Below are 22,738 nucleotides of genomic sequence, written 5' to 3'. Positions count from 1 at the left end.
GGCGTATGGGATACAAGGTGGCATTGGTCGGCGGCGGAGGGATCGCGGTTTCGCATTTGGAAGCGCTTCGACGGATGGAAGAGCTGGACGCGGTCGCGGTCGCGGATATTTCGAAGGAGCGCGCCGAAAGCGTAGCCGGGCGGTTCGGCATCGCCGCTTATACGGACTACCGGGATATGATCGAGCGGGAGAAGCCGGATATCGCGGTCGTCACGCTGCCGCACTTCCTGCACAAGGAAGCGTCGATCCATGCGGCGGAGGCGGGCTGCCATCTGCTGCTGGAGAAGCCGATGGCGCTCGACGCCCGGGAATGCGACGCTATCATCGCGGCGGTGCGCCGCGCCGGCGTGCGGCTGATGGTCGGGCATACGCAGCATTACATCGCGCATAACCGCGCCGCCAAACGGATCGTCGAGGAGGGCCGGTACGGCAAGCTTGTCATGATCAACGACGTGAGGCACGTGAATTATTACGCGGATACGCGGCCGGGCTGGTTTTTCGAGAAAGCGAAGGCGGGCGGCGGCATTTTCATGAACTTGGGCTCGCATTCGGTCGACAAGCTCCAGTGGCTGACCGGAAGCCGCGTCGAGCAGGTGAAGGCGGCCGTCAGCCATTACGGCGCGAAGGGCGACATCGAGGGAAGCGGTCTCGCCTGGCTTCGCCTTGCGAACGGCGTGCCGGCGACGATTTCGCAATCCGGCTACCCGGGAGGCGTATCGCGCAACGAGACGGAGCTTGTTTTCACCGGCGGCATGGTGAAGCTGATGACCGGCCAAGGACTGTGGGCGAGCGAGGGCGGCGCCTACGTCGAAATTCCGGTGGAGCAGGAGGAGCTGCCGTTCGTCCTGCAGTTCCGCGACTTGGTGCGGTATATCGAGGAAGGCGTCGAGCCGAGCTCCTCGATGGACTACTCGCGCAGCGTAGTGGCGGTCGTCGAGGCGATGTACCGATCGCACGAGACGGGGACGGAGCAGAACGTCGCGGGGGAGGCCGTCCGATGAAATGGAGTCTTTGCTCGACGGGCAACCGCGACAAGCCGGTCGAATACGTGCTGGAGCGCGTACGCGGGCTCGGGCTCGACGGCGTCGAGCTGTGGACCGGTCATATCGACGAATACGCGGAACGGCATGGGTCGGCGGAAAGCTTGGCGGAGCGGATCCGCGAAGCCGGCTGGCGGGTGCCGGCGATCAGCCCGTACACGCATTTCACCAAAAGCGATGAGGAACGGGCGGAAAGCTTGGCGGCGGTGGAGAAGGCGGCCCGCTATGCGGCGCTGTTCGACAGCCCGCTCGTCCGCATCTTCGTCGGCCACGTGCCGTCGCGGGACGCTGCGGAGGAGCTGTGGGCGAGCGCGCTCGAGGCGCTTCGCCAAGCACTCGACATCGCAGACCGGTACGGCGTCGACCTCGGGCTGGAGCTTCACAACAACACGTTCGCCGACGGCGTCGAGCCGATCCGCCGCATGATGCGGGAGGCGGATCATCCGCGGCTGCGCATCCTGTTCGACGGGTTCAACCTGTACTTGGAGCGGGCGGACCAGCTGGAGGCGTTCGAGGCGTTTTACGCCGATACCGTTCACGTTCATATGAAAAATTACGACTGGAAGCCGGACGCTCCGGAAACGCGCAAGCCGACCCCCGTATTGACGGGCGACGTCGACAACGTGTCGCTGTGCGAGGCGCTGATCGCCAAAGGCTACGACGGGTTCGTCTCGTTCGAATATTTCGGCGAAGACGGCGAACGGTGCGTCCGTGAATCCGTCGCTCAGCTGCGCGAGCGCGGCTGGATGCGGGGTGCTGACGCGTAGCCGTATTGACGGAGTCGGGGCGCATTCGATCTTCTTGTTCCAAGCTTTCCGCACCCTGATAATTTGGCCGACATTCTCGTCGGTTCAGGCCGATATCCGATTTTCGGATGTCGGCTTTTTGCCGTTACGATCGCCCTTTCCCGCAAGCTCCGAACTCGTAAAAGGCGTAACGGGTAAGTAAAGATATTCATATAGGTTCGAATCCGGGCCCTCCTTATAATAGGAGATAAGTCAGTTACCGTATTTGAAAAAAAGGGAGGTCACCCACGATGAGGAGAACCGTCCGAAGGAAAGCGTTAACCGGCATGCTGGCGGCGGCGATGGCGCTGACCGCGGCATGCGGCGGCAAAGAAGCGGACGACGCGGCGGGCACCGGACAGCCGTCCCCGGCGGCGCCGGTCAATACCGACCCGCTCGGCAAGTACGACCCGCCGATCGACATATCGACCGTGCGTGCATTGGACCCGAATCTGAAGTTCCGCAGCGGGGAAACGCTCGACAACAACATCTGGACCCGCACGATCGAAGCGGAGCTCGGCATCAAGGTGAAGAACGAGTGGACGGTCAACGGCGCGCAGTACGACCAAAAAATGAACGTGGCGATCGCGTCGGGGGACTTGCCCGATTTCATGTCGCTCTCGCCGACCCAATTCGTCCAGCTGGTCGACAACGGCGAACTGATGGACATCACGAAGCTGGTCGAGCAGTACGGCTCCCCGCTGCTCAAGGAATATTTGAAGTCGGACGGCGGTCTCGCCCTGGAGACGGCCACGGTCAAAGGCAAGCTGATGGGCATCCCGACGATGAGCTCGCTTCTCGACAGCTCGCCGATTTTGTACATCCGCACGGATTGGCTGAAAAAAGTCGGCCTGTCGGAGCCGGGCAGCATGGAAGACGTCCTCCGGATCGCGGACGCCTTCACGAACCAAGACCCGGACGGCAACGGCAAGAAGGATACGGTCGGCCTGCTCGCCTCCAAGGAGCTGTGGACCGGCTATCCCCGGCTGATGGGCTTCTTCAACGCCTATCACGCGTATCCGAACATTTGGATCAAGGACGGCTCCGGCAAGCTCGTCTTCGGCGGCATCCAGCCGGAGATGAAGGCGGCGCTCGCCGAGCTGCAGAAGCTGTACAAGGCGGGGGCGATGGACCAGGAGTTCGGCGTGAAGGATACGAAGAAGGTGGAGGAGACGGTCGCCTCCGGCAAAAACGGTCTGTTCTTCGGGCCGAACTGGGCGCCGCTCACGACGCTGCAGGCGAACAAGAACAACGATCCGAACGCCGAGTGGAAAGCGTTTCCGGTCTTTTCCGCCGACGCGAAGCCGGTGTTCGTCCAGAACAGCGCGCCCGGCGCCAACGCCTCCTTTACGGGCATCAACAAAAACGCCAAGCATCCCGAAGCCGTGATCAAGATATTGAACCTGTTCGTGGAGAAAATGTGGGGAGCGAAAGCCGATCCGCAATTTTCCAACGAAGAAGGGACGACGTTCGCCTTCCACAAATACCCGCCCGTCACGCTGTTCGCGGCCAACAAAAACTTGACCCAGCATCTCAAGGTGATGGAAGCGCTCAAGACGAAGGATGCTTCCAAGCTGAACTCGGAGGAGAAGGGGACGTACGAGACGATTTTGAAATACAAGGGAGGCGATTCGAAAAGCTGGGGAACAGACATGGTGTTCGGCGAGAACGGCTCCTATACGATCATCAACAAGTACAAGAACAACAACCAGGTGATGAAGGACGAAATGTATTTGGCGCCGACGCCGACGATGGTGCAGAAGAAGAGCACGCTCGACAAGATGAGCGACGAGATGATTACGAAGATTATTCTCGGCGCGCCGGTCGACGATTTCGACAAATTCGTAAGCGATTGGAAAAAACTCGGCGGCGACGACATTACGAAAGAAATCAACGAGGCGTTCGCGGCGCGCAAGTAACGGTTGCCGTACGGGGAGGAAGCGGGGCGGAGCCCTTCTCCCTTCCCGCATCCTAAGACGAAAGGGGCGGGGACGATGCGTTCCAACTGGAAGCGGGAGCTTCCGCTGCACGCGATGCTGCTGCCGGCGGTGGTGCTGCTGTTCCTGTTCCACTATGTGCCGATGCTCGGCAACGTCATGGCGTTTCAGCATTTTATTCCGGCCAAAGGCTTTTTCCGTTCCGAGTGGGTCGGCTTCGACAACTTCCGGTATTTGATCCTGCTGCCCGACACGCTCCAGGCGCTGCTCAATACGGTGTACATCGCCTTCATGAAAATCGTCGCCGGCCTTGTCGTTCCGATCGCGGTCGCCTTGCTGCTGAACGAGGTGCGGGCCGGCCTGCTGAAGCGGGGCATCCAGACGCTGATCTACTTGCCTCATTTCTTGTCGTGGATCATTCTCGGCGGCATCCTGATCGATATGCTGTCCCCTTCCACGGGGATCGTGGGTCAGCTATTGCAAGGACTGGGCGTCAAGCCGATCTTCTTCCTCGGCGACAACGATTGGTTCCCGTTCACGCTGGTCGTCTCGAACGAGTGGAAGGAATTCGGCTTCGGCACGATCGTCTATTTGGCCGCGCTGGCCGGAATCAATCCGATGCTGTACGAGGCGGCGCTCATCGACGGTGCCGGACGATGGAAGCAGACGATTCACGTGACGCTGCCGTCGATGCTGCCGATCATCGTTCTCATGAGCACGCTGAGCATGGGGCAAATATTGAACGCCGGCTTCGAGCAAGTGTTCACGCTGTACAGTCCGCAAGTGTACGAGAGCGGAGACATCCTCGACACGTTCGTCTATCGACTGGGGGTGGTGGACGCCCAATACAGCGTGGCGACGGCGGTCGGGCTGTTCAAGTCGCTCGTCTCGTTCGTCTTCGTCTCGCTTTCATACGGGCTCGCCTACCGGTTCGCGGGCTACCGGATTTTTTAGAAACCGGCCGAACTACTACGGGGAGTGAACGCGCATGATCCAGAAAGCTTCCGTCGGCAGGACGCTGTTCCAAGTGTGCAACCACGCGTTCCTGATCGTCCTGTCCATCGTATGCATCATGCCGCTCGTGCACGTGCTGGCCGTGTCGTTCAGCTCGAGCTCGGCCGTGACGGCCGGCTTCGTCCAGTTTTGGCCGGTCGACTTTACGTTGAAATCGTATGCGTACGTTTGGCATAAAAAAGAGTTTACGGCGTCCTTGCTCGTCTCCGTCCAACGGGTTGTGCTGGGCACCGCCCTGGGCATGCTGCTGACGATCGTGTCGGCCTATCCGCTGTCCAAGGAGGTGCGCGCCTTCCGGTGGCGGACGTACTACGTCTGGTACTTCGTCGTGACGATGCTGATCGGCAGCGGGCTGATCCCTTGGTACATCACGATCAAAAACGTCGGGCTGATCGATTCGATTTGGGCGCTCGTCCTCCCCGGCGCCGTCAACGTCTTCAACGTCGTGCTGCTGCTCAACTTTTTCCGGGGGCTGCCGAAGGAGCTGGAGGAGGCCGCCTTCATCGACGGCGCGGGACATTGGCGCACGATGTGGCAAATATACGTTCCGTTGTCCGCGCCGTCGCTCGCGACGATTACGCTGTTCACGGTCGTCGGCCATTGGAACTCGTGGTTCGACGGGCTCATCCTGATGAACTCGCCCGCCCATTATCCGCTGCAAAGCTATCTTCGTACGGTCGTCATCGACATGGATTCGATGCTCCGGTCGACCCAGGATTTGACCGAGCTTGCCGAAATTTCGGACCGGACGTCGAAGGCGGCGCAAATTTTCGTCGGGACGCTTCCGATTCTGCTCGTCTATCCGTTTCTGCAGCGCTACTTCATCAAAGGAATGACGCTCGGCAGCGTAAAAGAATAGGTTTCATTCCGGCCGCCGCATGGTACAGTGGAGATAAAAGCGTCCTTCGCGCAAACGGAAGGTGTCCGCCGATGAAATCGTACGTTCGCTTGTGGCAGCGGTTGACCGTGTACCCGAAATTGGTCGTCTGTTTCCTGGTGATCATCCTGCCGGTATTCGCGGTCACGATCGGCATGAACGCGATGGGAGCGGAAACCGTCCGCGGTGAAATTACCCGCTCCATGTCGACCACGTCGAAGCAATATTTGAACTTGATCGCGACCGACTTGAACCGGGCGATCCGGATGCAGCGCGACTATATCAATAACGAGGACTTGATCGATCTGGCGGTGAAATCGCCGGTATTGACGGAGATCGACAAGACGGCCTCGATCGTCCGGCTCCAGCGGCAGCTGCGGCAGTTTCAGAGCGACAACGCGTTCATCGAGGACGTCGTCCTGTTCATTCCGGCGATCGGGCGGGCGATCGCGGCCAATGACGGCTCCGTGCAGCCGATCGAGCAGGACCGGCTCGACGCCATGAAGGAGGCCGCGCGCCGCGCCGACGCGCCGGTCGTCTCGTGGCGCGGCAAGCTGCATATCGGCTTCTCCTACCCGGACGGGGCGATCTTGTCCGGACGGAAGGAGCCGTTGTTCGTCCTCGCCCTCGTGCTGTCGGATGCCGGCTTGCGGGAGGCGCTGTCCCAGTTCCGCTTCGGCCGGAGCGGAGGCGCGGTGCTGGCGGGCGGGAAGCGGGACTGGATCGTCGCCGGCGGCGAAGACGAGACGATGGGCCTGCAGCTGCAGTCGCATCTGTCCCGCGTCGAGCCGGCCCCGTCCGGTTCCTCCCTGCCTTCGCTGCGGCTCGGCGGCAAGCGGTACATGGTCGCCGCCGAGCGGGACGCGGCGCTGGACGTCACCCTGATCGCCTATGCGGAGGAGTCGGAGCTGCTCGGTCCGATCAAGCAGTACCGGGTTTGGTTTTGGGTGCTGTGCGGCCTCTCGATCGTCGCCGTCGCGGCGTTCTCCTATTGGATTTTCAAATGGATTCACCAGCCGATGAAAAAGCTCGTGTACGCGTTTCGCCGGGTCGAGCAGGGCAACCTGGAGGTGACGGTGTCGTCTCCGAACCGGGACGAATTCGGCTATTTGTTCGTCCAGTTCAACGGGATGGTCGCGGAAATCAATCGGCTCATCCGGGAAGTGTACGAAAAGAACTTCCGGCTGCAGGCGGCGGAATACCGGCAGCTGCAATCCCAGATCAACCCGCATTTTTTGTACAACAGCCTGTTCATCATATACCGGATGGCCAAGCTGCAGGAGACGGACAACGTCATGAGGCTTTCCCGGCATTTGGGCGAATATTTCCGCTTCATTACGCGGGATGCGTCCGACGAGGTGCCGCTTCGCGAGGAGCTGACCCACGCCAAGCATTACGTCGATATCCAATCGATCCGGTTCAACAACCGGATCCAAGCGTCGTTCGAGGACATTCCTCCGATCGCCGATACCGTGAAGGTGCCGAGATTGATCGTTCAGCCGATCGTCGAGAACGTGTATCAGCACGCGTTTCGCAACAAGCTGTCCGACGGACGGCTGCGCATCGGACTTGTGCTGGAGACGGACCGGCTGCTCATCGAGGTGGAGGACAACGGCGCGAGGCCGGACGATGCCGAGCTGGAGCGGCTGAACGCCCGGCTGCTCGCCTCCGATCGCGAGATGGAGACGACCGGGATGATCAACGTCCACCGCCGGCTGCGGATCAAGTACGGGGAAGCGGGGGGCATCGGCTTGACGCCGGGCGGATTGGGCGGGCTCAAGGTAATAATCGCCATAGCGCTGGAAGGAAAGGAGGCGCAACCGGGTGCTGAACATGATCGTGGTCGATGACGAGCCGATAATCGTGGACGGTCTATACGAATTGTTCCAGGACGTCGCCGACGTCGAACTGACGCTCTACAAGGCTTATTCCGCCGTGGAGGCGCTTGAGATCGTTCGCCGCACGAAGATGGATATCGTCATTACCGACATCGAAATGCCGGAGCTGTCCGGGCTCGAGCTGCAGAAGCGGATCGCCGCGCAGTGGCCGGCCTGCCGGATCATTTTCCTGACGGGATATAGCGACTTCTCCTATGCGCATAACGCGGTTCGGCATGGGGCCGCCGACTTTATCCTGAAGACGGAGGGCGACGAGAAAATCGTCGACGCGTTTTACAAGGCGGTTCGCTCCATCACGATGGAGCTGGACGCCGAGAAGCTGCTGGAGAAGGCGAAGCGGCAAATGCGGATGGCGCTCCCCGCGCTGCAGACGCAATATTTGCTCCACCTTGTCGAGGGCGACGTGCCGGAGAAGGACCGCATCCGCGCCCAACGGTTCACGGAGCTCGGCATCGGCTTGTCGCCGGATGCCCCCGTCCTGCTGGTGCTCGGCCGCGTCGACGATTGGCATGCGGACATGTCCGGGACGGACAAGGCGCTGCTGCTGTACGGGGTGCATAACATTGCCGAGGAATATTTATCCCGCTGCCGACTGGCGTTCGCCGCGTATTCGGTCAACAAATTCGCCGTATTCGTCCAGCCCGGGGAGACGGAAGCCGGGCAAGGCGATGGGGAGGAGCGGGACGGCGGAAGTGCGCTCTCCATGTTCGTCGGCGGCATGCTCGACAACATCCAGTCGTCGTGCAAAAGCTATCTGAAGGTGACCGTGTCGCTGGCCGTAGGACGGGAGCCGGTGGAATGGGCGGCGGCGGGGCGTCAATGGCTCGAGCTGGAGCGGCTGCTCGGCCGGGGGCTCGGGCTCGGGCGGGAGGCGCTGCTGACGGAGGGGCGGGAGACGCCGGCGGACGAGCGGATGGCGGTCGACACGGCGACCGAGCGGAAGCTGTACCGGCTGCTGAAGCGGATCGACCGGGCGGAGGCGGCGCTCGAGAACGGGCAGCGCGAGGCGTTCGTCCAATGGTTCGACGACGTGATGGAGGCCGTCGACCGCGAGACGCCGTTCAATCCGTTCCAGACCGAGGCGTATTACGCCGTCGCCCAGCTGCTGCTGAAGTCGATCAACCGGACCGGCATCCGGCCGGAGCCGTGGACCCCGGACGATTTGGACCGTCTCATGAACGTGCGCTTCCATGCCGGCTGGCGGGAGGCGGCGGCGAATTTGCGCCGGACGGCGGAGCTGCTGTTCGAGAAGAAGCAGCGGGACCGGTCGGACCGTTCCGACGAGCTCGTCGTGAAGATCAACCGGTTCATCCACGATCATCTGGACGAGGAGCTGTCGCTGAACCGGCTGTCGGAAAAGGTTTATATGAATCCGTCCTATTTGTCGAGACTGTACAAGCAGTTGACCGGAGTCGGCTTGTCGGAATTCATCAGCGGGGCGCGCATGGAGAAGGCGAAGGAGCTGCTGCGATCGTCCCGGCACAAGATCCAGGACATTTGCAAAATGACGGGCTTCGACACGCCGGCCTACTTCACGAGACTGTTTAAGAAGCATACCGGTCTGACGCCGCAGGAGTACCGGGAGCTGCACGGGAAAGCCGTATGGTGAGCGGGGCGGAGCTTGCGCGCCGATTCGTTCGGGAGCGTGACGGGAGCGGGCGAAACGAACCGGCAGGGGATAATGGAAGAGGCCGCTTAGGGGCGGCCTCTTTTTTATGTATCATTCCTGCTTGCACACGGCAGATCACGAAAACACACGATCCGAAAACAAGCGGTCCCGAAAGCACGGCGGCGCTCTCTATACTTGGACGCGGCCGGCTTTTTTATTTTGCCGCCAGCGCCGCAAATATTCGCGGTTGTACTCGCGGTAATATTCCCAGTTGTCGATCTTCCACTGCTTGTTGTAGGCGGTTACTTTTTCCAAATTCGCCTCCCGGTATTTCCGGCTGGCCTCGCAATGTCTTTTTCTGCGTTCCTCGTCCGAAAAGATCCTCTTTCTAGGCATGGTTAACCTCCCTGGGTCACGTCTTTTTCTGCTATATCTGATACGTATCGTATCACAAACAAGGCGATTTGCCAAGAAGGACGAAGCGTTTTGTATCAAAAAATGACAATCTCCGCCAAGATCGCCAGCTGCCGTTTCCTTGCAGGCTGTATAAAAGACAAGAGCCGCATCATCTACATGGTCGATCCAGATTAAAATAAATCTAAATTAGTATTGACTTTATTTCGTATTAAATTATAATAATTCTAAACAGATAATCAATATCCAATGGATAAGGAGCGAGGCTATGTACGATGTCATCATCATCGGCGGCGGTCCCGCGGGATCGTCCGCGGCCATTTATACCGCGAGAGGGAATTTAAAGACGCTCGTCATCGACAAAGCCCCGCAATCCGGTGCCTTGGCGCTTACTCATAAAATCGCGAACTATCCCGGCGTCGAGGGAGAGTCTACCGGCAAAGAGCTGCTGGAGCGGTTTCGCCGGCAAGCGAAGTCGTTCGGGGCGGAATACCTGCAGACGACGATCACGGCCGTCGATGTCGAGGACGACGTCAAAACGGTATTTACCGCCGACGGCGTGTTCGAAGCAAAGGCGATCATTGTCGCAACGGGGTCGAAGGGACGCAACCGGATGATCGCCGGCGAGGAACGGCTGCTCGGCAAAGGCGTCAGCACGTGCGCCACCTGCGACGGCGCTTTCTTCGAAGGCAAGACGGTGGCGGTCGTCGGCGATTCCGAAGAGGCGCTCGACGAAGCGGCCGCGCTCGGCAAGTTCGCCGACCGGATCGTGTTCATCGTGCCGCGAGCCGAGCTGCAGGGTGTCGACCATGTTCCCGAGCTGCCGAAGACGGAATGGATGCTCCGGACGAAGCCGGTGGAAATCGTCGGCGACCGGAACGTGCAAGGCGTCCGGGTGCGCCGCGCCGACGGCACGGAGCAGCTTGTCGAGGTTGACGGCGTCTTCGTCTTCCTGTCCGGGAGCAAGCCGGGCACCGAGCTGATCCGCGATCAGGTGCCGCTCGACGAGGAAGGGTTCATGGTGCTAGACTCGCTGATGCAGTCGCCGGTTCCGGGTGTTTTCGGCGCGGGCGAAGTTCGCCGGACGCCGGTGAAGCAGGCCGTCGTCGCCGCGGCGGACGGAGCAATCGCGGCTATGGCCGTCGACAAATACATTCATAAGCGGGCGCAAGTGCTGCCCCAATACAAATAACCCGGAATAACCGGGATGAAGGAGAGAGACCTGATGTCCAAAGCGATCGTCTACTCGAGCACGAACTGCCATTACTGCGCGCAATTGAAGCAATATTTGACCGACCAGGAGATCCCTTACGAGGAGCGCAACATCGATACGAGCGACGAATATGCGCGCGAGCTCGAAGCGATGGGGCTCATGTCGGTGCCGGTCACCGTTATCGGCGACATGCACATTCTCGGCTTGAACCCGAGCCGCATCAAAAAGGCGCTCGCCGCCGTTGCCGCAGTCGGATGACCCCATGACCCCTATCCGATCCCAGCTTTCGACTAGTATACCTAACTTCAAGGAGGAACCTCCCTTATGACCGCATCCGTACAACAACACGCCATCGCTAAAATGGGACAACCCGCGCCAAGCTTCGACCTGCCGTCGACCAAAAACGTCGAGACGCTTGCGGAGCGCGTTCGCTTGGAAGATTACAAAGGAAAATGGCTGATCGTGTTTTTCTGGCCGTACGACTTCACGTTCGTGTGCCCGACCGAAATTATCGCCTTCAGCGACCGGTATGACGAATTTCTCGATCTCGACTGCGACGTCGTCGGCGTATCCGTCGACAGCGTCTATACGCACCGCGCGTGGATGGACACGCCGCGCGACCGCAACGGCATCGGCCCGATCCGTTACCCGCTGGCCGCTGACGGCATGAAGGAGACGGCCCGCGCTTACGGCGTGCTGGACGATGCGACCGGCGTTGCGCATCGCGGCCTGTTCATCATCGATCCGGAAGGCGTGCTCCGTTACCAAGTCGTCACCGACATGAACGTCGGCCGGAGCGTCGACGAGACGCTGCGCGTGCTTCAAGCGCTGCAGGCGGGCGGCTTGTGCCCGGCGAACTGGAAGCCGGGGCAGCAGACGCTGTAAGTGACGCGTATCGCCGCCCCTTCCCCCAAAAATCCCCGTCGCCGACGGGGATTTTTCGCGTATGCGTCCGCATGCCGGTTCACCGAATGTTCGCTGGCGTTGCGGACGGACATTCGGTATGCTTAGGGGAGAGTGGTTTAGTCGGAAAGGGGAAGTGCCGTATGTTTCGCAAATACGTCGGCTGGGGAGCCGTCGCCATGCTGCTCGCGGTCGCGCTCGGGGCGTTCGGGGCACACGGCTTGAAGGACAAGCTGGACGCCTCGATGATGTCCGCTTACGAGACGGGCGTCCAATATCATATCGCGCATGCGTTGGGTTTGATCGCGCTCGGTCTTGTGGCGGACAGGCTGGGAGAATCGAAATGGGTGGCGCGCTCGGGGGCGTTTCTCGCGGCGGGCATCGTTCTGTTCTCGGGCAGCCTGTACGTGATGGCCGTCACCGATATCGGAAAGCTCGGCATCATTACGCCGTTCGGCGGCGTGGCGTTTTTGATCGGCTGGGGCTGTCTGGCGGCGGCCGTGCGCCGAAAATAACCGACGAAAGCCCAAACAGGCCGGAAAAACGCGAAGGCTCGAACTCGCGCTTTTCCGGCCTGTTATCGTCAATCGTTTACCAGAAGAAACCGCCGGGGTAACCTCCGTAGCCGTAATAGCCCGGATAGCCGTAACCCGGATAGCCTCCGTAGCCGTAAGGCCCGGTTCCGATCGCCAGCAAATCGAACAGCACGAGCGGCAAAAACGCTTTCGTCTTCACGTTCTTGCCTTTCGGCAGTTCCACGATCAACTCGTTTCCTTTCAATCCCCGCAGCAGGCCGGTGACGACTGCCCCGTCCTTCTTCACCGCATAGATCTTCTTCCCGATCAGCTTTTTAACTTCCTGCCGATTGACGGTAGACTGCATAGGATTCCCTCCTTTCGCCAAGCTACCAACATTGTATTCGTCGGTTGCTCCGCTGCTTGGACAGGAATCCATTCCGCGCAAATCCGGCTTGTCTGGTCCGTCCGCCGGTCAGCCGGTGATGATATCCTCGATCTCGTTCAGCTTGAACGAGTACACCTTCTTCTCGTCGACGTGATAAATCGTCAACTGCTGCGCTTCCGAATCGAAGTTGAGAATGCGGCACGGAATGTTAAGCTTGACCCCTTTGCCTTTGACGGCGACGATTCGGACGAGCGTTCCTTTTTCCCGGTGCTCCAGCAAGTTTTCCAGACTGAGACTGGATTTGCCGCCGCCGACGTTTCCGGACGGCTTGACGGTCTCTTGGGGCGACTGCGCACCGCCGGCCTTATCGCCCGGAGCCTCTTTATTCGGCGGGATGGCGAACGGCTTTCCCGGGTTCTCTTGAACCGTCCTCTCGATCGTTTTGCCGAATTCGATGCCTTGCACGACCCGGAAGTCCGATACGTTCGGATGGTTGAGCGCCCGGAGCAGGGCGGCCAATGCCAGGGAATTGGTCGGCTCCTCGATCAAGATGTCGACGGTGAACAAATGCTTCTTTTTGTCGGGCGCTTGCTTCTCCCGGTCCATTATTTCACCCCCATTCGCGAGGTCAGTAGTCGGTAGTCCCTAGTATAGCAAAAAAAGGAGATCGCCCATACAGGGATCCTTAAAAAGTTCGGATCGAGCCCGACTTTTCTGACGAATGTTCGGACTCTCCGGCTCCCCGGTGCATATGCTGTACTAACTTCGGCGAAAGGGGGGCGAACGCGTATGATGGAGGCGAAGCCGATCGTGATCGACGGCCGCACCGTCATCGGCATTACGGTGGAACTGCCGAAAACGACGCTGATCGCCATTATGACCGACAACGGGTATATTATGTGCGGCGCACTCGATGTCGCGCTGTTGAACGATAGACTGAAGGAGCGGCGCATTATCGCCGGGCGCGCCGTCGGCGTCCGCACGCTGGAGCAGCTGCTGGAGGCTCCACTCGAATCGGTGACGCACGAAGCGGAGAAGCTCGGCATTCACCCGGGGATGAAGGGGAGGGATGCTTTGCTTCGGATGTGAGGAACAATGTGCATTGGATGATAGGGTCAAGCGAGGATGCTCCCATGCGGACGCATCCTTTTTCATACATTTCAAAGAAGAACGACTTGAATATATTCCCAAATGTCCAAAAATTTGATATATTTAATTCGATACAAAATGGATCAAAAAAACAAAAGGAGTGAGGGATTTGTTATTTTCATCATTAAAAGGGCTCAAGATTTTGCTCGGTACGATACTTGTAGGTTTGCTGGGTGGTGCTGTTCCAGTTGCGGCGCAAGACGATACGCAACCAGGTCTTACGATTTATAACGCCGAGGATGGGTGGGAACCACTATATAACTACACTTATTGGGGACAAAAACTGGCGGGGGAGAACGTTTCTTCCAGCTTTTTCGAGGGCAATTGCGGTTTGAATTGCGGCAATTTTTACGGTGGAAGCGATATAATCGGATTCGACCAGGGACTAATAATTAGCACAGGGAAGGTTAAAGACATAGCCGGGCCGAACGATCAGACGGGGAAATCAACCGATTTTTGGAAAGGTTCAACTTCCATAGATCCGTTTTTGGCCAAAATTTCGGGGCCAGGGGTTAGACATACCGACGTTGAATGGCTTGAATTCAATTTTGTCCCGAAATACAACACGGTCAGCTTGGATTACGTATTTGCTTCCGAGGCATACAATGAACTTGTAAATCAGCCAAACAACGATGTGTTTGGGATTTTCATCAATGGGGAGCCTGCTTCACTCGTGCCGGGGACCAATGTGCCTGTTGGGATCAATACCGTTAATGGCGGTAACCCGATCGGAACCAATGCTAGTCACCCGGAGTGGTTTATCAATAATGAACAAGGGGAAAACGGCGCCAACTTGAATACGCAGATGGACGGATTAACTCGCGTTATGACGTTGACGGCGTTCGTAAACGCCGGAGAAAATAATAAAATCCGAATCGCTATTGCGGATGTTGGGGACGGGATGCTGGATTCAAGTGTCTTTATAAAGTTTGGAAGTTTGCGCAGCTTTCCGTCGGTCCAACCCGGTCCGGGTAAAATTAGCTTTGCTCGCGTTGGAACCCCCTTCGAAATCGATGAGAAAGACGGCGTGGTTCAGGATATTATCGTCAAACGATTGGGCGGCGGCCAAGGTACCGTAAGCGTCGATGTTTATGCTAGCGGAACAGCGATTCTCGACAAAGATTTCAGACTTGAACCGCAGACGCTGACTTTCACCGAGGGTGAGACGGAAAAAATCGTCAAGATTATCGTTATCAATGACACGGAGGACGAAAGGGAAGAACTTTTTACCCTAAAGCTTGTTAATCCGACCGGAGGAGCGGTAATTGAAGGTCAAAGTGAAATTTTATTTAAATTGATCGATGAACCCGAGGACCACAGGTACAGAATCGGATTGATGAGTGCGGCCTATACCGTGAAGGAATCCGATAAAGTTGTTAGATTACCCGTTTGGGGTGATTATCCATCAAATGTCTGGTACTGCACTTGTAACGAGACGGCTGTTGCCGGGCAGGATTATGTGGCTAAGAGCGGAAGGCTTTTCTTTAGCGAAGATTCTGTTGATCCGACAATTGAAATTCCAATTATTGACGATGATGTGCCGGAGGGAACCGAAACGTTCAAAGTCAAGCTATACAATCCGTCTACTCGAGCAGCACTAGTGGCACCTTACGAAGCGATCGTAACCATCATTGATGATGATGAATAATCCTTTTATGAAAAGTACATAAGTGTATCATTGATTTTCGATGCATGCCAAAATGCTTACGACAAACATCAAACATTCGGAAAATACGTAACTTTGAGTTAAGAAAACTAGGAGAAAAGATGGATTTTAACGGGGGGATGACGACCCCTCGTTTTTTTTGTTCGTTTTTAACGAAAAGGCGAATATTTATTACTAACGTTTAGGAAATCAAGCAGAAGAGGTGACCGAGAATGGCATGGGAAGCAAACATTTTGGATTATGGAGCAGTAGGAGACGGCTCAATCGATGACACAAACGCATTTCGCAATGCTTTAAACTCTGGTGCGGGAAGTATTGTTGTGCCCATGGGAAATTTCAAAATTACATCCAAGCTGTATGTTCCGGCTAATGTTACGATGCGTGGCATTGGAAGGTTGTCCAAAATTTTAAAAGGCTTTAATGGAGATATGATTGAAATGGGTACGGATGCAAAATTGATTGAGCTTGAACTAGACGGCAAAGGTGCAACTTATGCTGGAAGAGGGGTTATTATTGCTTCAGGTCACAATCAGAAAATTGTTGATTGTACAATTATAAATACTGCGGGATATTGTATTGAATTTACAAACCCTGGGGCTGGGATTATATCAACGGTTGAAGATGTACTGATGTATACGATAAGTCGAACGTTGCCCGCCGTTAAATTTCCTGATACTGAAAATAATGGTGATCGTAAGCTGATATCTGTTGATTGCGGCGGGGGCGTATTAGCAGACTTTGCCGGTTGTTCTACTACGATTGTTGCCCACTGCAATACCATAGGGGTCATTTTTAGACCGGAATCTAAGAAAGTATGTTTGGTTGCAAATCGACTTGCAGGAGGAACTGTCGGGCTTAATGTTGAGATTTACGGAACGAATCATGTAATTGTAGGCAATATTTCTGCAACCCCAATCATTATAAAAGCGGGTACCTCGGGAAGCTCCGTTGTCGGTAATTCAGCTGTAATAATAGATGAAACAGGGGGGGGCAATAAAGTAGACAATAAGCAACCAGGTGTCACGGTGAACGATAATTATGGGGCAACTCACATGGACAGTTCCTACTTAGTATTGGGTGGAGGCGGAAAGAGCCCTAACGCCGCATCCATTTCGTTCGGTGATGGTAGCGGGTGGAAACTAAATATCGGAACTAAAAAAAATGGCGCCTTTGCCCCCCTCTTTAGTTTTTTTGACAAAGGTTGTCTTTATTTTGAACCAATGAAAGATTATCATGCTGTTAACGGGACGTTATTTGTGGATATAGCGGATAATAAGTTGAAATATAAAGATGTAGGGGGAATTGTGAGAAATTTGTACTAATAAAACCCCTTTATTTCACATACCTATTGTATAATGTGATTGATACAAAATGGACCGATAAACTAAGAGTACCGTAATTTCACGTTGCTTCTAACTTATCCGCAAAGTTCTCGCAGCAAGCATTACTATCCCGCGGGATAATACATTAAGCCAATAGTTTAAACGAATATTTTCATGAGTAAATCAAAATGACTCCAGCTTGGCCCGATAGGGATATGCTTGGAGTCATTGTTGCTTTATCTTTTATTCATCAAACCGCTTGCTTTTAATTTCTCCAAAAGGGAATTCAGATCGTTTCTTAACGACAACAGATCGGTTGCGGTGCTACTCCCTTGAAATCTTATGGCAGTTCCTGACAATTCATGTACTTGACCTCGATCGTCTTTAAATTTTAGCTTGCGATCAGCTGAGTCGGTGAATACGCAACCGTTCGAGACGTGATTAATATTCATCGGCTCGAAGTACAAGCCCCCCTTGTCATAAAAACCGAATTTTGGAACGAATTGATCGTTGATTCGGGTCCCGATATTCAGTCTCCAGCCAGTACCGTCGCCAAATGAAATGGATGCTGCGTTAGGGCTTTGACCACCTCCACCCATAACGATAGCTGAACTGTCGGGATGGGTGCCCCCGTAATTATTAATAAGGGTAAGCCCAGGGGTGTCAACATCGATTTTATTTTTACCATGACTTTCATCGATAACCTTTGCTACGTTACCCATGATCACGGAACCGCCGCTATCGGCTTTGACGATGATCGGGGTTGCGACGATGTTTCCGATGACTGTATGGTTGATGCCATATATCTCCACATTAATACCGACGGTCCCACCCGCAATACGATTTCCGATTAAAGACACTTTTTTTGAGTTTGGGGTAAAAATAACGCCAATCATATTACAGTTTACGACCAATACGGTAGAGCAGCCGGCAAAGTTTGCTAGAAGTCCACCGCCGCAATCGACGGAGATTATTTTCCGGTCCCCATTCGCCTCCATATCTGGGAATTTAATGGCGGGCAACTCGAATAGAGTGAGTGTATACATCAAACACTTATCTATTGTGGAAATTTTGCCGTCGCCTGAATGAACGTATTCCACACAATAGCTCCTTGTATTGACGATAGAGCTGTCCAATATTTTTTGGTTACTCCCGCTATCGATAATGACACCACGGCCCCCAAAAAATTTTCCTCGGCCATCCAATTCAATTTCAAGAATTTTCGCCTGATCATGCATGCGGATCATATCGCCATCAAAATACTTGATGATCCTGGAAAAACGTCCTATTCCTCTAAGTGTTACTTTCTCGGGGATAACAATAGTGGAAGTGATCTTATAGTCACCGACAGGGATAAGAACGCTCCCAGCTCCGGAGTTGAGGGCGGTTTGTATCGCGATGGTATCGTCGGACGAACCGTCGCCTTTAGCGCCGTAATCCAGAACGTTAACAATACCGTCAAACCCCCCCCTTGCCGATGCTTGTGTTGCTGTAGGAAGATTGGAGGCCCCCGCTAAAAGTGGTGCCCCTAAAAGGGCCATGCCAGCCGCGCTCATTTTCGCAATCACTTTTCTTCGACTAATTTTTTTGTCATTCGAGTTCATGATTACCACCCTAGATACATATTGTATACATTGTATCACATAACTTCGAAATGACAAGGTGCGACTTAGGTTACTTTTTCATCGACCGTTCCGCCCGGACAAACGCGATAAACCGTCTTGATTCTTCCGGGGACAGTTTACGTCCATCTATGGTAAGGGAAAATTTATCCAAGATGCTTTCGTCGGATAACTCTAGACTGTCAACAAATTCCCTAACCTCGTTATCAAGAATCACATGCGGATTTTCCGTTCGACCAAGCAAATAATCCAAGGAAATATCAAAAAAATTTGCAATCTTGTTTAGCGTTTCATAGTCGGGCTCTCTACGGTTTGTTTCATAATGGGAAAGGGAAGCGCGCGAGATGCCTAGTTTGTTTGCCAAGTCTTCTTGTGTAAGTCCCCTTTTTTCCCTTAGATATGCGATTCGTTCGCCACACCTGACCATTATCCGTCCTCCTAGCAAGCTGTATCTGGAATTAGTTAAAGTATACCCATTGAAATGCCTACAAAACAAGGTTAAATCGGAAGCGATTAATTATTATTTAAAATAAAAAAAGAAAATCTGACTTGACTTTGATACAATACGTATCTAATATTACATTGTAGACAAAATGATACAAAATGAATCGAAAATTGAGTGAATACGATAAAAAAATTCGTTTTAGACGAAGATCTAGTTAGGGGAGGGTCCTGTGATAAAACGAAAAAAAATCGAACTCGATATTTTTGACATCATGGAGTATTTAGACATCGAACCGAAAAAAGTGTACCAAATATTATTCGAATTAAAATTAATGGAATCTGAGGGTGCGAACGAAGAAGAAACAAAACGAGGGAAAAAGCATAAGAAAAGAAATCTTAATGCATGAATTGATACAAAATGTATCAGTACAAGTAAAATAGGAGGCTGTAAGGATGGAAATGGAATTGAGAGACTATTTTTCAATAGTACGCAGGCGGATTTGGTTGATTTTGTCACTCGTACTAGCCGTAAGCTTATTTGCGGCAGCGATTCAATTTTTTGTTTTAAAACCTGTTTATGCAGCTAGTGTCAGATTAGTAGTCAATGAAGGTTCCCAAATGGACTTAAATGCGATTACAACAAATATTAAGCTAGTCACTACGTACAAAGAGATAATCAAAACACCCGCTATTATGAGCAAGGTTGTCGAACGCCACCCCGAATTAAACCTGACAACTGAGCAACTTATAGCTAAAACGGAAGTAACGGCGGCCAATGAATCACAAATGCTAACGTTGACTATTGAGGATGGGTCTTACGAGAAAGCCGTTAGTGCCGTACATGCATTGGCGGGTGAATTCAAAACAGAAATCGCACGGATTATGAAAGTTGATAATGTAACGATACTGGAAAGCGACACGATTCCGGGAAATAATCCAAGCCCAATCAAACCGAAAATTCAACTGAATATGTTGATGGCCATAGCGTTGTCGTTATTCTTATCTGCCGGCTTGGTGCTTTTGATCGAGTATCTTGATGATACGATTAAGACTGACAAACAGGCGGAATTGATTCTTGGAATGCCGGTGCTTGCTAGTATTTCTAGAATTCGAAAGAAAGATCTATATGATCTGAAATCGGGGGCGCAGAATCATCGAAAGGTTGGTGAAACCCATTATGCAAGCCTCAACCAATAAATCTGCTTTACTAATGAATACCGTACCGCACAATCAAGTCATGGATGCATACCGCTCACTCAAGTTAAAGATTCGTCTTTCCCGCCAGGAGGAGCCTATTCGAAGCGTTCTTATTACGTCCTCTGTGCGAGGTGAAGGTAAAACAACAACTGCTATGAATATAGCTGTTGCATTCGCAAGAGAATCTCAAAACGTGCTTTTGATCGATTCGGATTTGCAGCGTCCTGTCTTGCATAACTTGTTTGGGAGGTCAAACCATATCGGTTTGGCAAACCTGTTGGTCGGAGAGGTTGAATGGTCTGAAGCATTGCAGGAAACGTCATTCGATAAGCTGACTTTGCTCTCAGCCGGCAATGTTTCAGGAAGTGCTATAGATTACGGAACTTTACAAGTTAAGTCTATTGTCGAAAGGGCAAAACAGTTATTCGATATCGTAATTATTGATTCACCTGCCGTTCTGGAATCTGTCGATACCCAGTTATTCGCCGCTGAATGTGACGGTGCTATATTCGTTATCCGATGCAACCAGACCAAACAGTCGAAAGCGAAAGAAGCAGTAGAAGTACTACAGCGGATAAATGCCTCGGTACTTGGAGTCGTCATGAATGATGCGAAAATTAAGAAGGTCACTCGAAAATAGTTATTAATGCAGGGGTTTAGATGGGCCGAATGTGATTTTTTCGGAGGTAATGTCTACTGCACCTTTATCACTGTAGACACTCGGTCATGCTGTGGGCGCCAAACGCCTTAGACGCCAGTCGTCGAGAGTGTGATGTGAGGAGGGGTTCGATGCCCCGTTTTTTCTCATGCTGTTAAAAGAACCAGTTTGGGATGATACCCCCAACTGGTTCTTTTAATTTCATGAATGGAAATAATGGAGGAGAAATGATGAACTACAAGAAAAGAGTTGCCCTTCTTGTCAGCGTCGATATATCCATCGTTTGGCTTGGTTTTTTCTTAGCCTACTTTGTTACGGGAACCGACGTTATTGGGGACAGATGGTCGCACGGGTTTATGTTCTTACTTGTCTCTACGGTAGTATTCCCGGCAGTTATGTTTCGTTTCAAACTTTATAATCGGATATGGCAATATGCAAGTGTAGGTGAGCTAGTCTCTATTTTCAAGGCTTCCACTATAGCGTGTCTCATTTCCTACACGATTGCAACGATCTGCACAAACGTTATGTTCCCGGTATCCATGACTTTGATGATGTACCAGACTGTGCTATTGCTAATGGGTGGCGTGCGATTTGTTTGGAGGGTTTACCGAGATTCGTATCTAGCCCGTAACAAGGTGCAGAGACGGACGTTAATTATTGGGGCTGGCGATTGCGGAATGATCATCGCCAAGGAATTAATGTTCGATCGAACGGCCCAAATGTCTCCGGTTGCTTTTATCGATGATGATCCAGCAAAGCATCATCATCAAGTATTGGGCTTACCTGTGGTGGGGGGGAGAAATCATATTGTTGGGGCCGTTGAACAATACGCCATAGAAGATATCGTAATAGCATTGCCGTCTGCCTCGAAAAAAGATGTGTCGAGCATTATTGAAGCCTGTAAGCTAACTAAGGCCAAATTAAAGATAATACCCAGAATAGGCGATTTAATAAACGGAAAAATAACAATTAATGAAATAAGGGATGTTGAAGTGGACGATTTGCTCGGGAGGGAACCTATCAAGACCGATTTGCAAGGGATCGCCGACTATATCGAAGACAAAATAATTCTCGTAACTGGTGCCGGAGGGTCGATTGGTTCCGAATTATGCCGCCAACTGTCTACATTTCGGCCGAAAAAGATATTACTCCTAGGGCATGGAGAAAATAGCATATATACGATCGAAACTGAATTGCGGGAAAAATTTCGGGATCTTTCGTTGGAAACGATTATTGCCGATGTTCAAGATCGTTCTAGAATAGAAGACGTATTCCGCAATTTTTCACCGCAAATCGTCTTTCATGCCGCGGCACATAAGCATGTTCCTCTCATGGAGAAGAACCCCTCCGAGGCGATTAAAAATAATGTGTTTGGGACAAAAAATGTCGCGGATTGCGCGGATCGATACGGAGCGGAACGTTTCGTGTTAATTTCGACAGACAAAGCGGTTAATCCTACAAGCGTAATGGGTACTACAAAGCGGGTTGCAGAAATGTACATTCAATCCTTGAATACATACAGCCGGACTAAATTTGCTGCTGTACGATTTGGAAATGTGCTTGGAAGCCGTGGCAGTGTTATCCCCAAATTTAAGGAGCAGATACGAAAAGGCGGACCCGTTACGGTAACCCATCCTGACATGATCCGCTACTTTATGACGATACCGGAAGCAGTTCAACTTGTCATCCAGGCGGGTGCCTTTTTGGAAGGCGGTGAAGTGTTTATACTTGATATGGGGGAACCGGTTAAAATTTTGGAGTTGGCTAAAGATTTAATTCGCTTATCGGGCTTTGAACCGAATGTTGATATCGAGATCGCATATTCGGGAATTCGCCCCGGTGAAAAACTTTTTGAAGAGTTGCTTACGGAAGAGGAAGGACTTACCTCTACAAAGCATGATCGAATTTTTATCGGGAAACCGATGACATTGCTCAAGAACGAAATGGAACAGCAAATGAAGCGTATGGAAGCAACCGTTGGGCAGGACTCCGACATAATTCGCAGCATGCTGCAAACGATCGTCCCATCCTATTCGCAACCGGATAAAGTTAAAGATCTATCCTTAGTGTAATTCGAGAGTTGGTGC

The 22,738-nt window shown here is 53.3% G+C and carries 22 protein-coding genes; 17 read left to right on the top strand and 5 right to left on the bottom strand.

What is annotated here, in order from left to right:
* Positions 1-5: 5 nt before the first annotated feature.
* From DLM86_RS01920 to DLM86_RS01890, 7 genes are all read left to right on the top strand, one after another.
* Positions 6-1,001: a Gfo/Idh/MocA family protein gene (locus DLM86_RS01920; protein WP_110838263.1), complete on the top strand. Its 996-nt coding sequence runs from the start codon at positions 6-8 to the stop codon at positions 999-1,001.
* The gene (locus tag DLM86_RS01915) at positions 998-1,807 is read left to right on the top strand and encodes a sugar phosphate isomerase/epimerase family protein (RefSeq protein WP_110838262.1); all 810 of its coding nucleotides are present in this window, start codon (positions 998-1,000) and stop codon (positions 1,805-1,807) included. Before DLM86_RS01920 ends, DLM86_RS01915 begins: the two co-directional genes overlap by 4 nt.
* A 269-nt stretch (positions 1,808-2,076) precedes the next feature.
* Positions 2,077-3,744 (top strand): extracellular solute-binding protein, encoded by a 1,668-nt coding sequence (locus DLM86_RS01910; protein WP_110838261.1) that lies wholly within the window; start codon positions 2,077-2,079, stop codon positions 3,742-3,744.
* A 75-nt stretch (positions 3,745-3,819) separates the two neighbouring features.
* The gene (locus tag DLM86_RS01905; protein WP_110838260.1) at positions 3,820-4,716 is read left to right on the top strand and encodes an ABC transporter permease; all 897 of its coding nucleotides are present in this window, start codon (positions 3,820-3,822) and stop codon (positions 4,714-4,716) included.
* 34 nt (positions 4,717-4,750) lie between these two features.
* Positions 4,751-5,635, top strand: a complete 885-nt coding sequence (locus tag DLM86_RS01900) for a carbohydrate ABC transporter permease (RefSeq protein ID WP_110838259.1) — start codon at positions 4,751-4,753, stop codon at positions 5,633-5,635.
* Between the two features lie 71 nt (positions 5,636-5,706).
* Positions 5,707-7,503, top strand: a complete 1,797-nt coding sequence (locus DLM86_RS01895; protein ID WP_110838258.1) for a sensor histidine kinase — start codon at positions 5,707-5,709, stop codon at positions 7,501-7,503.
* A complete protein-coding gene (locus DLM86_RS01890) occupies positions 7,487-9,160 on the top strand; it encodes a response regulator transcription factor (RefSeq protein ID WP_245954333.1) in 1,674 nt (557 codons plus the stop codon). The genes DLM86_RS01895 and DLM86_RS01890 overlap by 17 nt, the downstream gene beginning before the upstream one ends.
* A 189-nt stretch (positions 9,161-9,349) precedes the next feature.
* On the opposite strand, the gene DLM86_RS32955 is transcribed toward DLM86_RS01890, so the two are convergent.
* Complete coding sequence (locus tag DLM86_RS32955) at positions 9,350-9,475, bottom strand: hypothetical protein (protein ID WP_281272070.1); 126 nt, start codon at positions 9,473-9,475, stop codon at positions 9,350-9,352.
* Between the two features lie 367 nt (positions 9,476-9,842).
* Here DLM86_RS32955 and DLM86_RS01880 point away from each other — a divergent pair, with 367 nt between their 5' ends.
* The 4 genes from DLM86_RS01880 (at position 9,843) to DLM86_RS01865 (ending at position 12,205) form a co-directional block, all read left to right on the top strand.
* Entirely contained in the window at positions 9,843-10,766 is a 924-nt protein-coding gene (locus DLM86_RS01880) for an NAD(P)/FAD-dependent oxidoreductase (protein ID WP_110838255.1), read from the top strand.
* Between the two features lie 33 nt (positions 10,767-10,799).
* On the top strand, positions 10,800-11,045 hold the full coding sequence (locus DLM86_RS01875; protein WP_110838254.1) for a glutaredoxin family protein: 246 nt from the start codon (positions 10,800-10,802) through the stop codon (positions 11,043-11,045).
* A 66-nt stretch (positions 11,046-11,111) separates the two neighbouring features.
* The gene (locus tag DLM86_RS01870; RefSeq protein WP_110838253.1) at positions 11,112-11,672 is read left to right on the top strand and encodes a peroxiredoxin; all 561 of its coding nucleotides are present in this window, start codon (positions 11,112-11,114) and stop codon (positions 11,670-11,672) included.
* A 161-nt stretch (positions 11,673-11,833) separates the two neighbouring features.
* On the top strand, positions 11,834-12,205 hold the full coding sequence (locus DLM86_RS01865) for a DUF423 domain-containing protein (RefSeq protein WP_110838252.1): 372 nt from the start codon (positions 11,834-11,836) through the stop codon (positions 12,203-12,205).
* Positions 12,206-12,281: 76 nt separating this feature from the next.
* On the opposite strand, the gene DLM86_RS01860 is transcribed toward DLM86_RS01865, so the two are convergent.
* Together DLM86_RS01860 and DLM86_RS01855 are read right to left on the bottom strand one after the other, a co-directional pair.
* Entirely contained in the window at positions 12,282-12,572 is a 291-nt protein-coding gene (locus DLM86_RS01860; protein WP_110838251.1) for a 50S ribosomal protein L33, read from the bottom strand.
* Between the two features lie 108 nt (positions 12,573-12,680).
* The gene (locus DLM86_RS01855; RefSeq protein WP_110838250.1) at positions 12,681-13,199 is read right to left on the bottom strand and encodes a hypothetical protein; all 519 of its coding nucleotides are present in this window, start codon (positions 13,197-13,199) and stop codon (positions 12,681-12,683) included.
* A gap of 183 nt (positions 13,200-13,382) precedes the next feature.
* Between DLM86_RS01855 and DLM86_RS01850 the strand changes: the two genes are divergently transcribed.
* The 3 genes from DLM86_RS01850 (at position 13,383) to DLM86_RS01840 (ending at position 16,730) form a co-directional block, all read left to right on the top strand.
* Complete coding sequence (locus DLM86_RS01850) at positions 13,383-13,682, top strand: YunC family protein (protein ID WP_110838249.1); 300 nt, start codon at positions 13,383-13,385, stop codon at positions 13,680-13,682.
* A gap of 169 nt (positions 13,683-13,851) precedes the next feature.
* A complete protein-coding gene (locus DLM86_RS01845; RefSeq protein WP_110838248.1) occupies positions 13,852-15,390 on the top strand; it encodes a choice-of-anchor L domain-containing protein in 1,539 nt (512 codons plus the stop codon).
* Between the two features lie 230 nt (positions 15,391-15,620).
* On the top strand, positions 15,621-16,730 hold the full coding sequence (locus DLM86_RS01840) for a glycosyl hydrolase family 28-related protein (protein WP_110838247.1): 1,110 nt from the start codon (positions 15,621-15,623) through the stop codon (positions 16,728-16,730).
* 236 nt (positions 16,731-16,966) lie between these two features.
* Here DLM86_RS01840 and DLM86_RS01835 read toward each other — a convergent pair whose 3' ends face one another.
* Complete coding sequence (locus DLM86_RS01835; protein WP_110838246.1) at positions 16,967-18,334, bottom strand: glycosyl hydrolase family 28-related protein; 1,368 nt, start codon at positions 18,332-18,334, stop codon at positions 16,967-16,969.
* 70 nt (positions 18,335-18,404) lie between these two features.
* Positions 18,405-18,779 carry a helix-turn-helix domain-containing protein gene (locus tag DLM86_RS01830; RefSeq protein ID WP_110838245.1) on the bottom strand — a complete coding sequence of 125 codons (375 nt, stop codon included), beginning with the start codon at positions 18,777-18,779 and terminating at the stop codon, positions 18,405-18,407.
* A 470-nt stretch (positions 18,780-19,249) separates the two neighbouring features.
* On the opposite strand from DLM86_RS01830, the gene DLM86_RS01825 reads away from it, so the two are divergent.
* From DLM86_RS01825 to DLM86_RS01815, 3 genes are all read left to right on the top strand, one after another.
* Positions 19,250-19,993 (top strand): YveK family protein, encoded by a 744-nt coding sequence (locus DLM86_RS01825; protein WP_110838244.1) that lies wholly within the window; start codon positions 19,250-19,252, stop codon positions 19,991-19,993.
* On the top strand, positions 19,974-20,633 hold the full coding sequence (locus tag DLM86_RS01820; RefSeq protein WP_110838243.1) for a CpsD/CapB family tyrosine-protein kinase: 660 nt from the start codon (positions 19,974-19,976) through the stop codon (positions 20,631-20,633). Before DLM86_RS01825 ends, DLM86_RS01820 begins: the two co-directional genes overlap by 20 nt.
* Before the next feature lie 248 nt (positions 20,634-20,881).
* Positions 20,882-22,723, top strand: a complete 1,842-nt coding sequence (locus DLM86_RS01815) for a polysaccharide biosynthesis protein (RefSeq protein ID WP_110838242.1) — start codon at positions 20,882-20,884, stop codon at positions 22,721-22,723.
* Positions 22,724-22,738 lie beyond the last annotated feature (15 nt).

Origin of the sequence: Paenibacillus flagellatus (assembly GCF_003217775.1) — a bacterium.
Taxonomy (GTDB): Bacteria; Bacillota; Bacilli; order Paenibacillales; family NBRC-103111; genus Paenibacillus_AB; species Paenibacillus_AB flagellatus.
The sequence above is the reverse complement of the archived record's forward strand: the minus strand, read 5'-3'. Positions and strand labels throughout refer to the sequence as shown.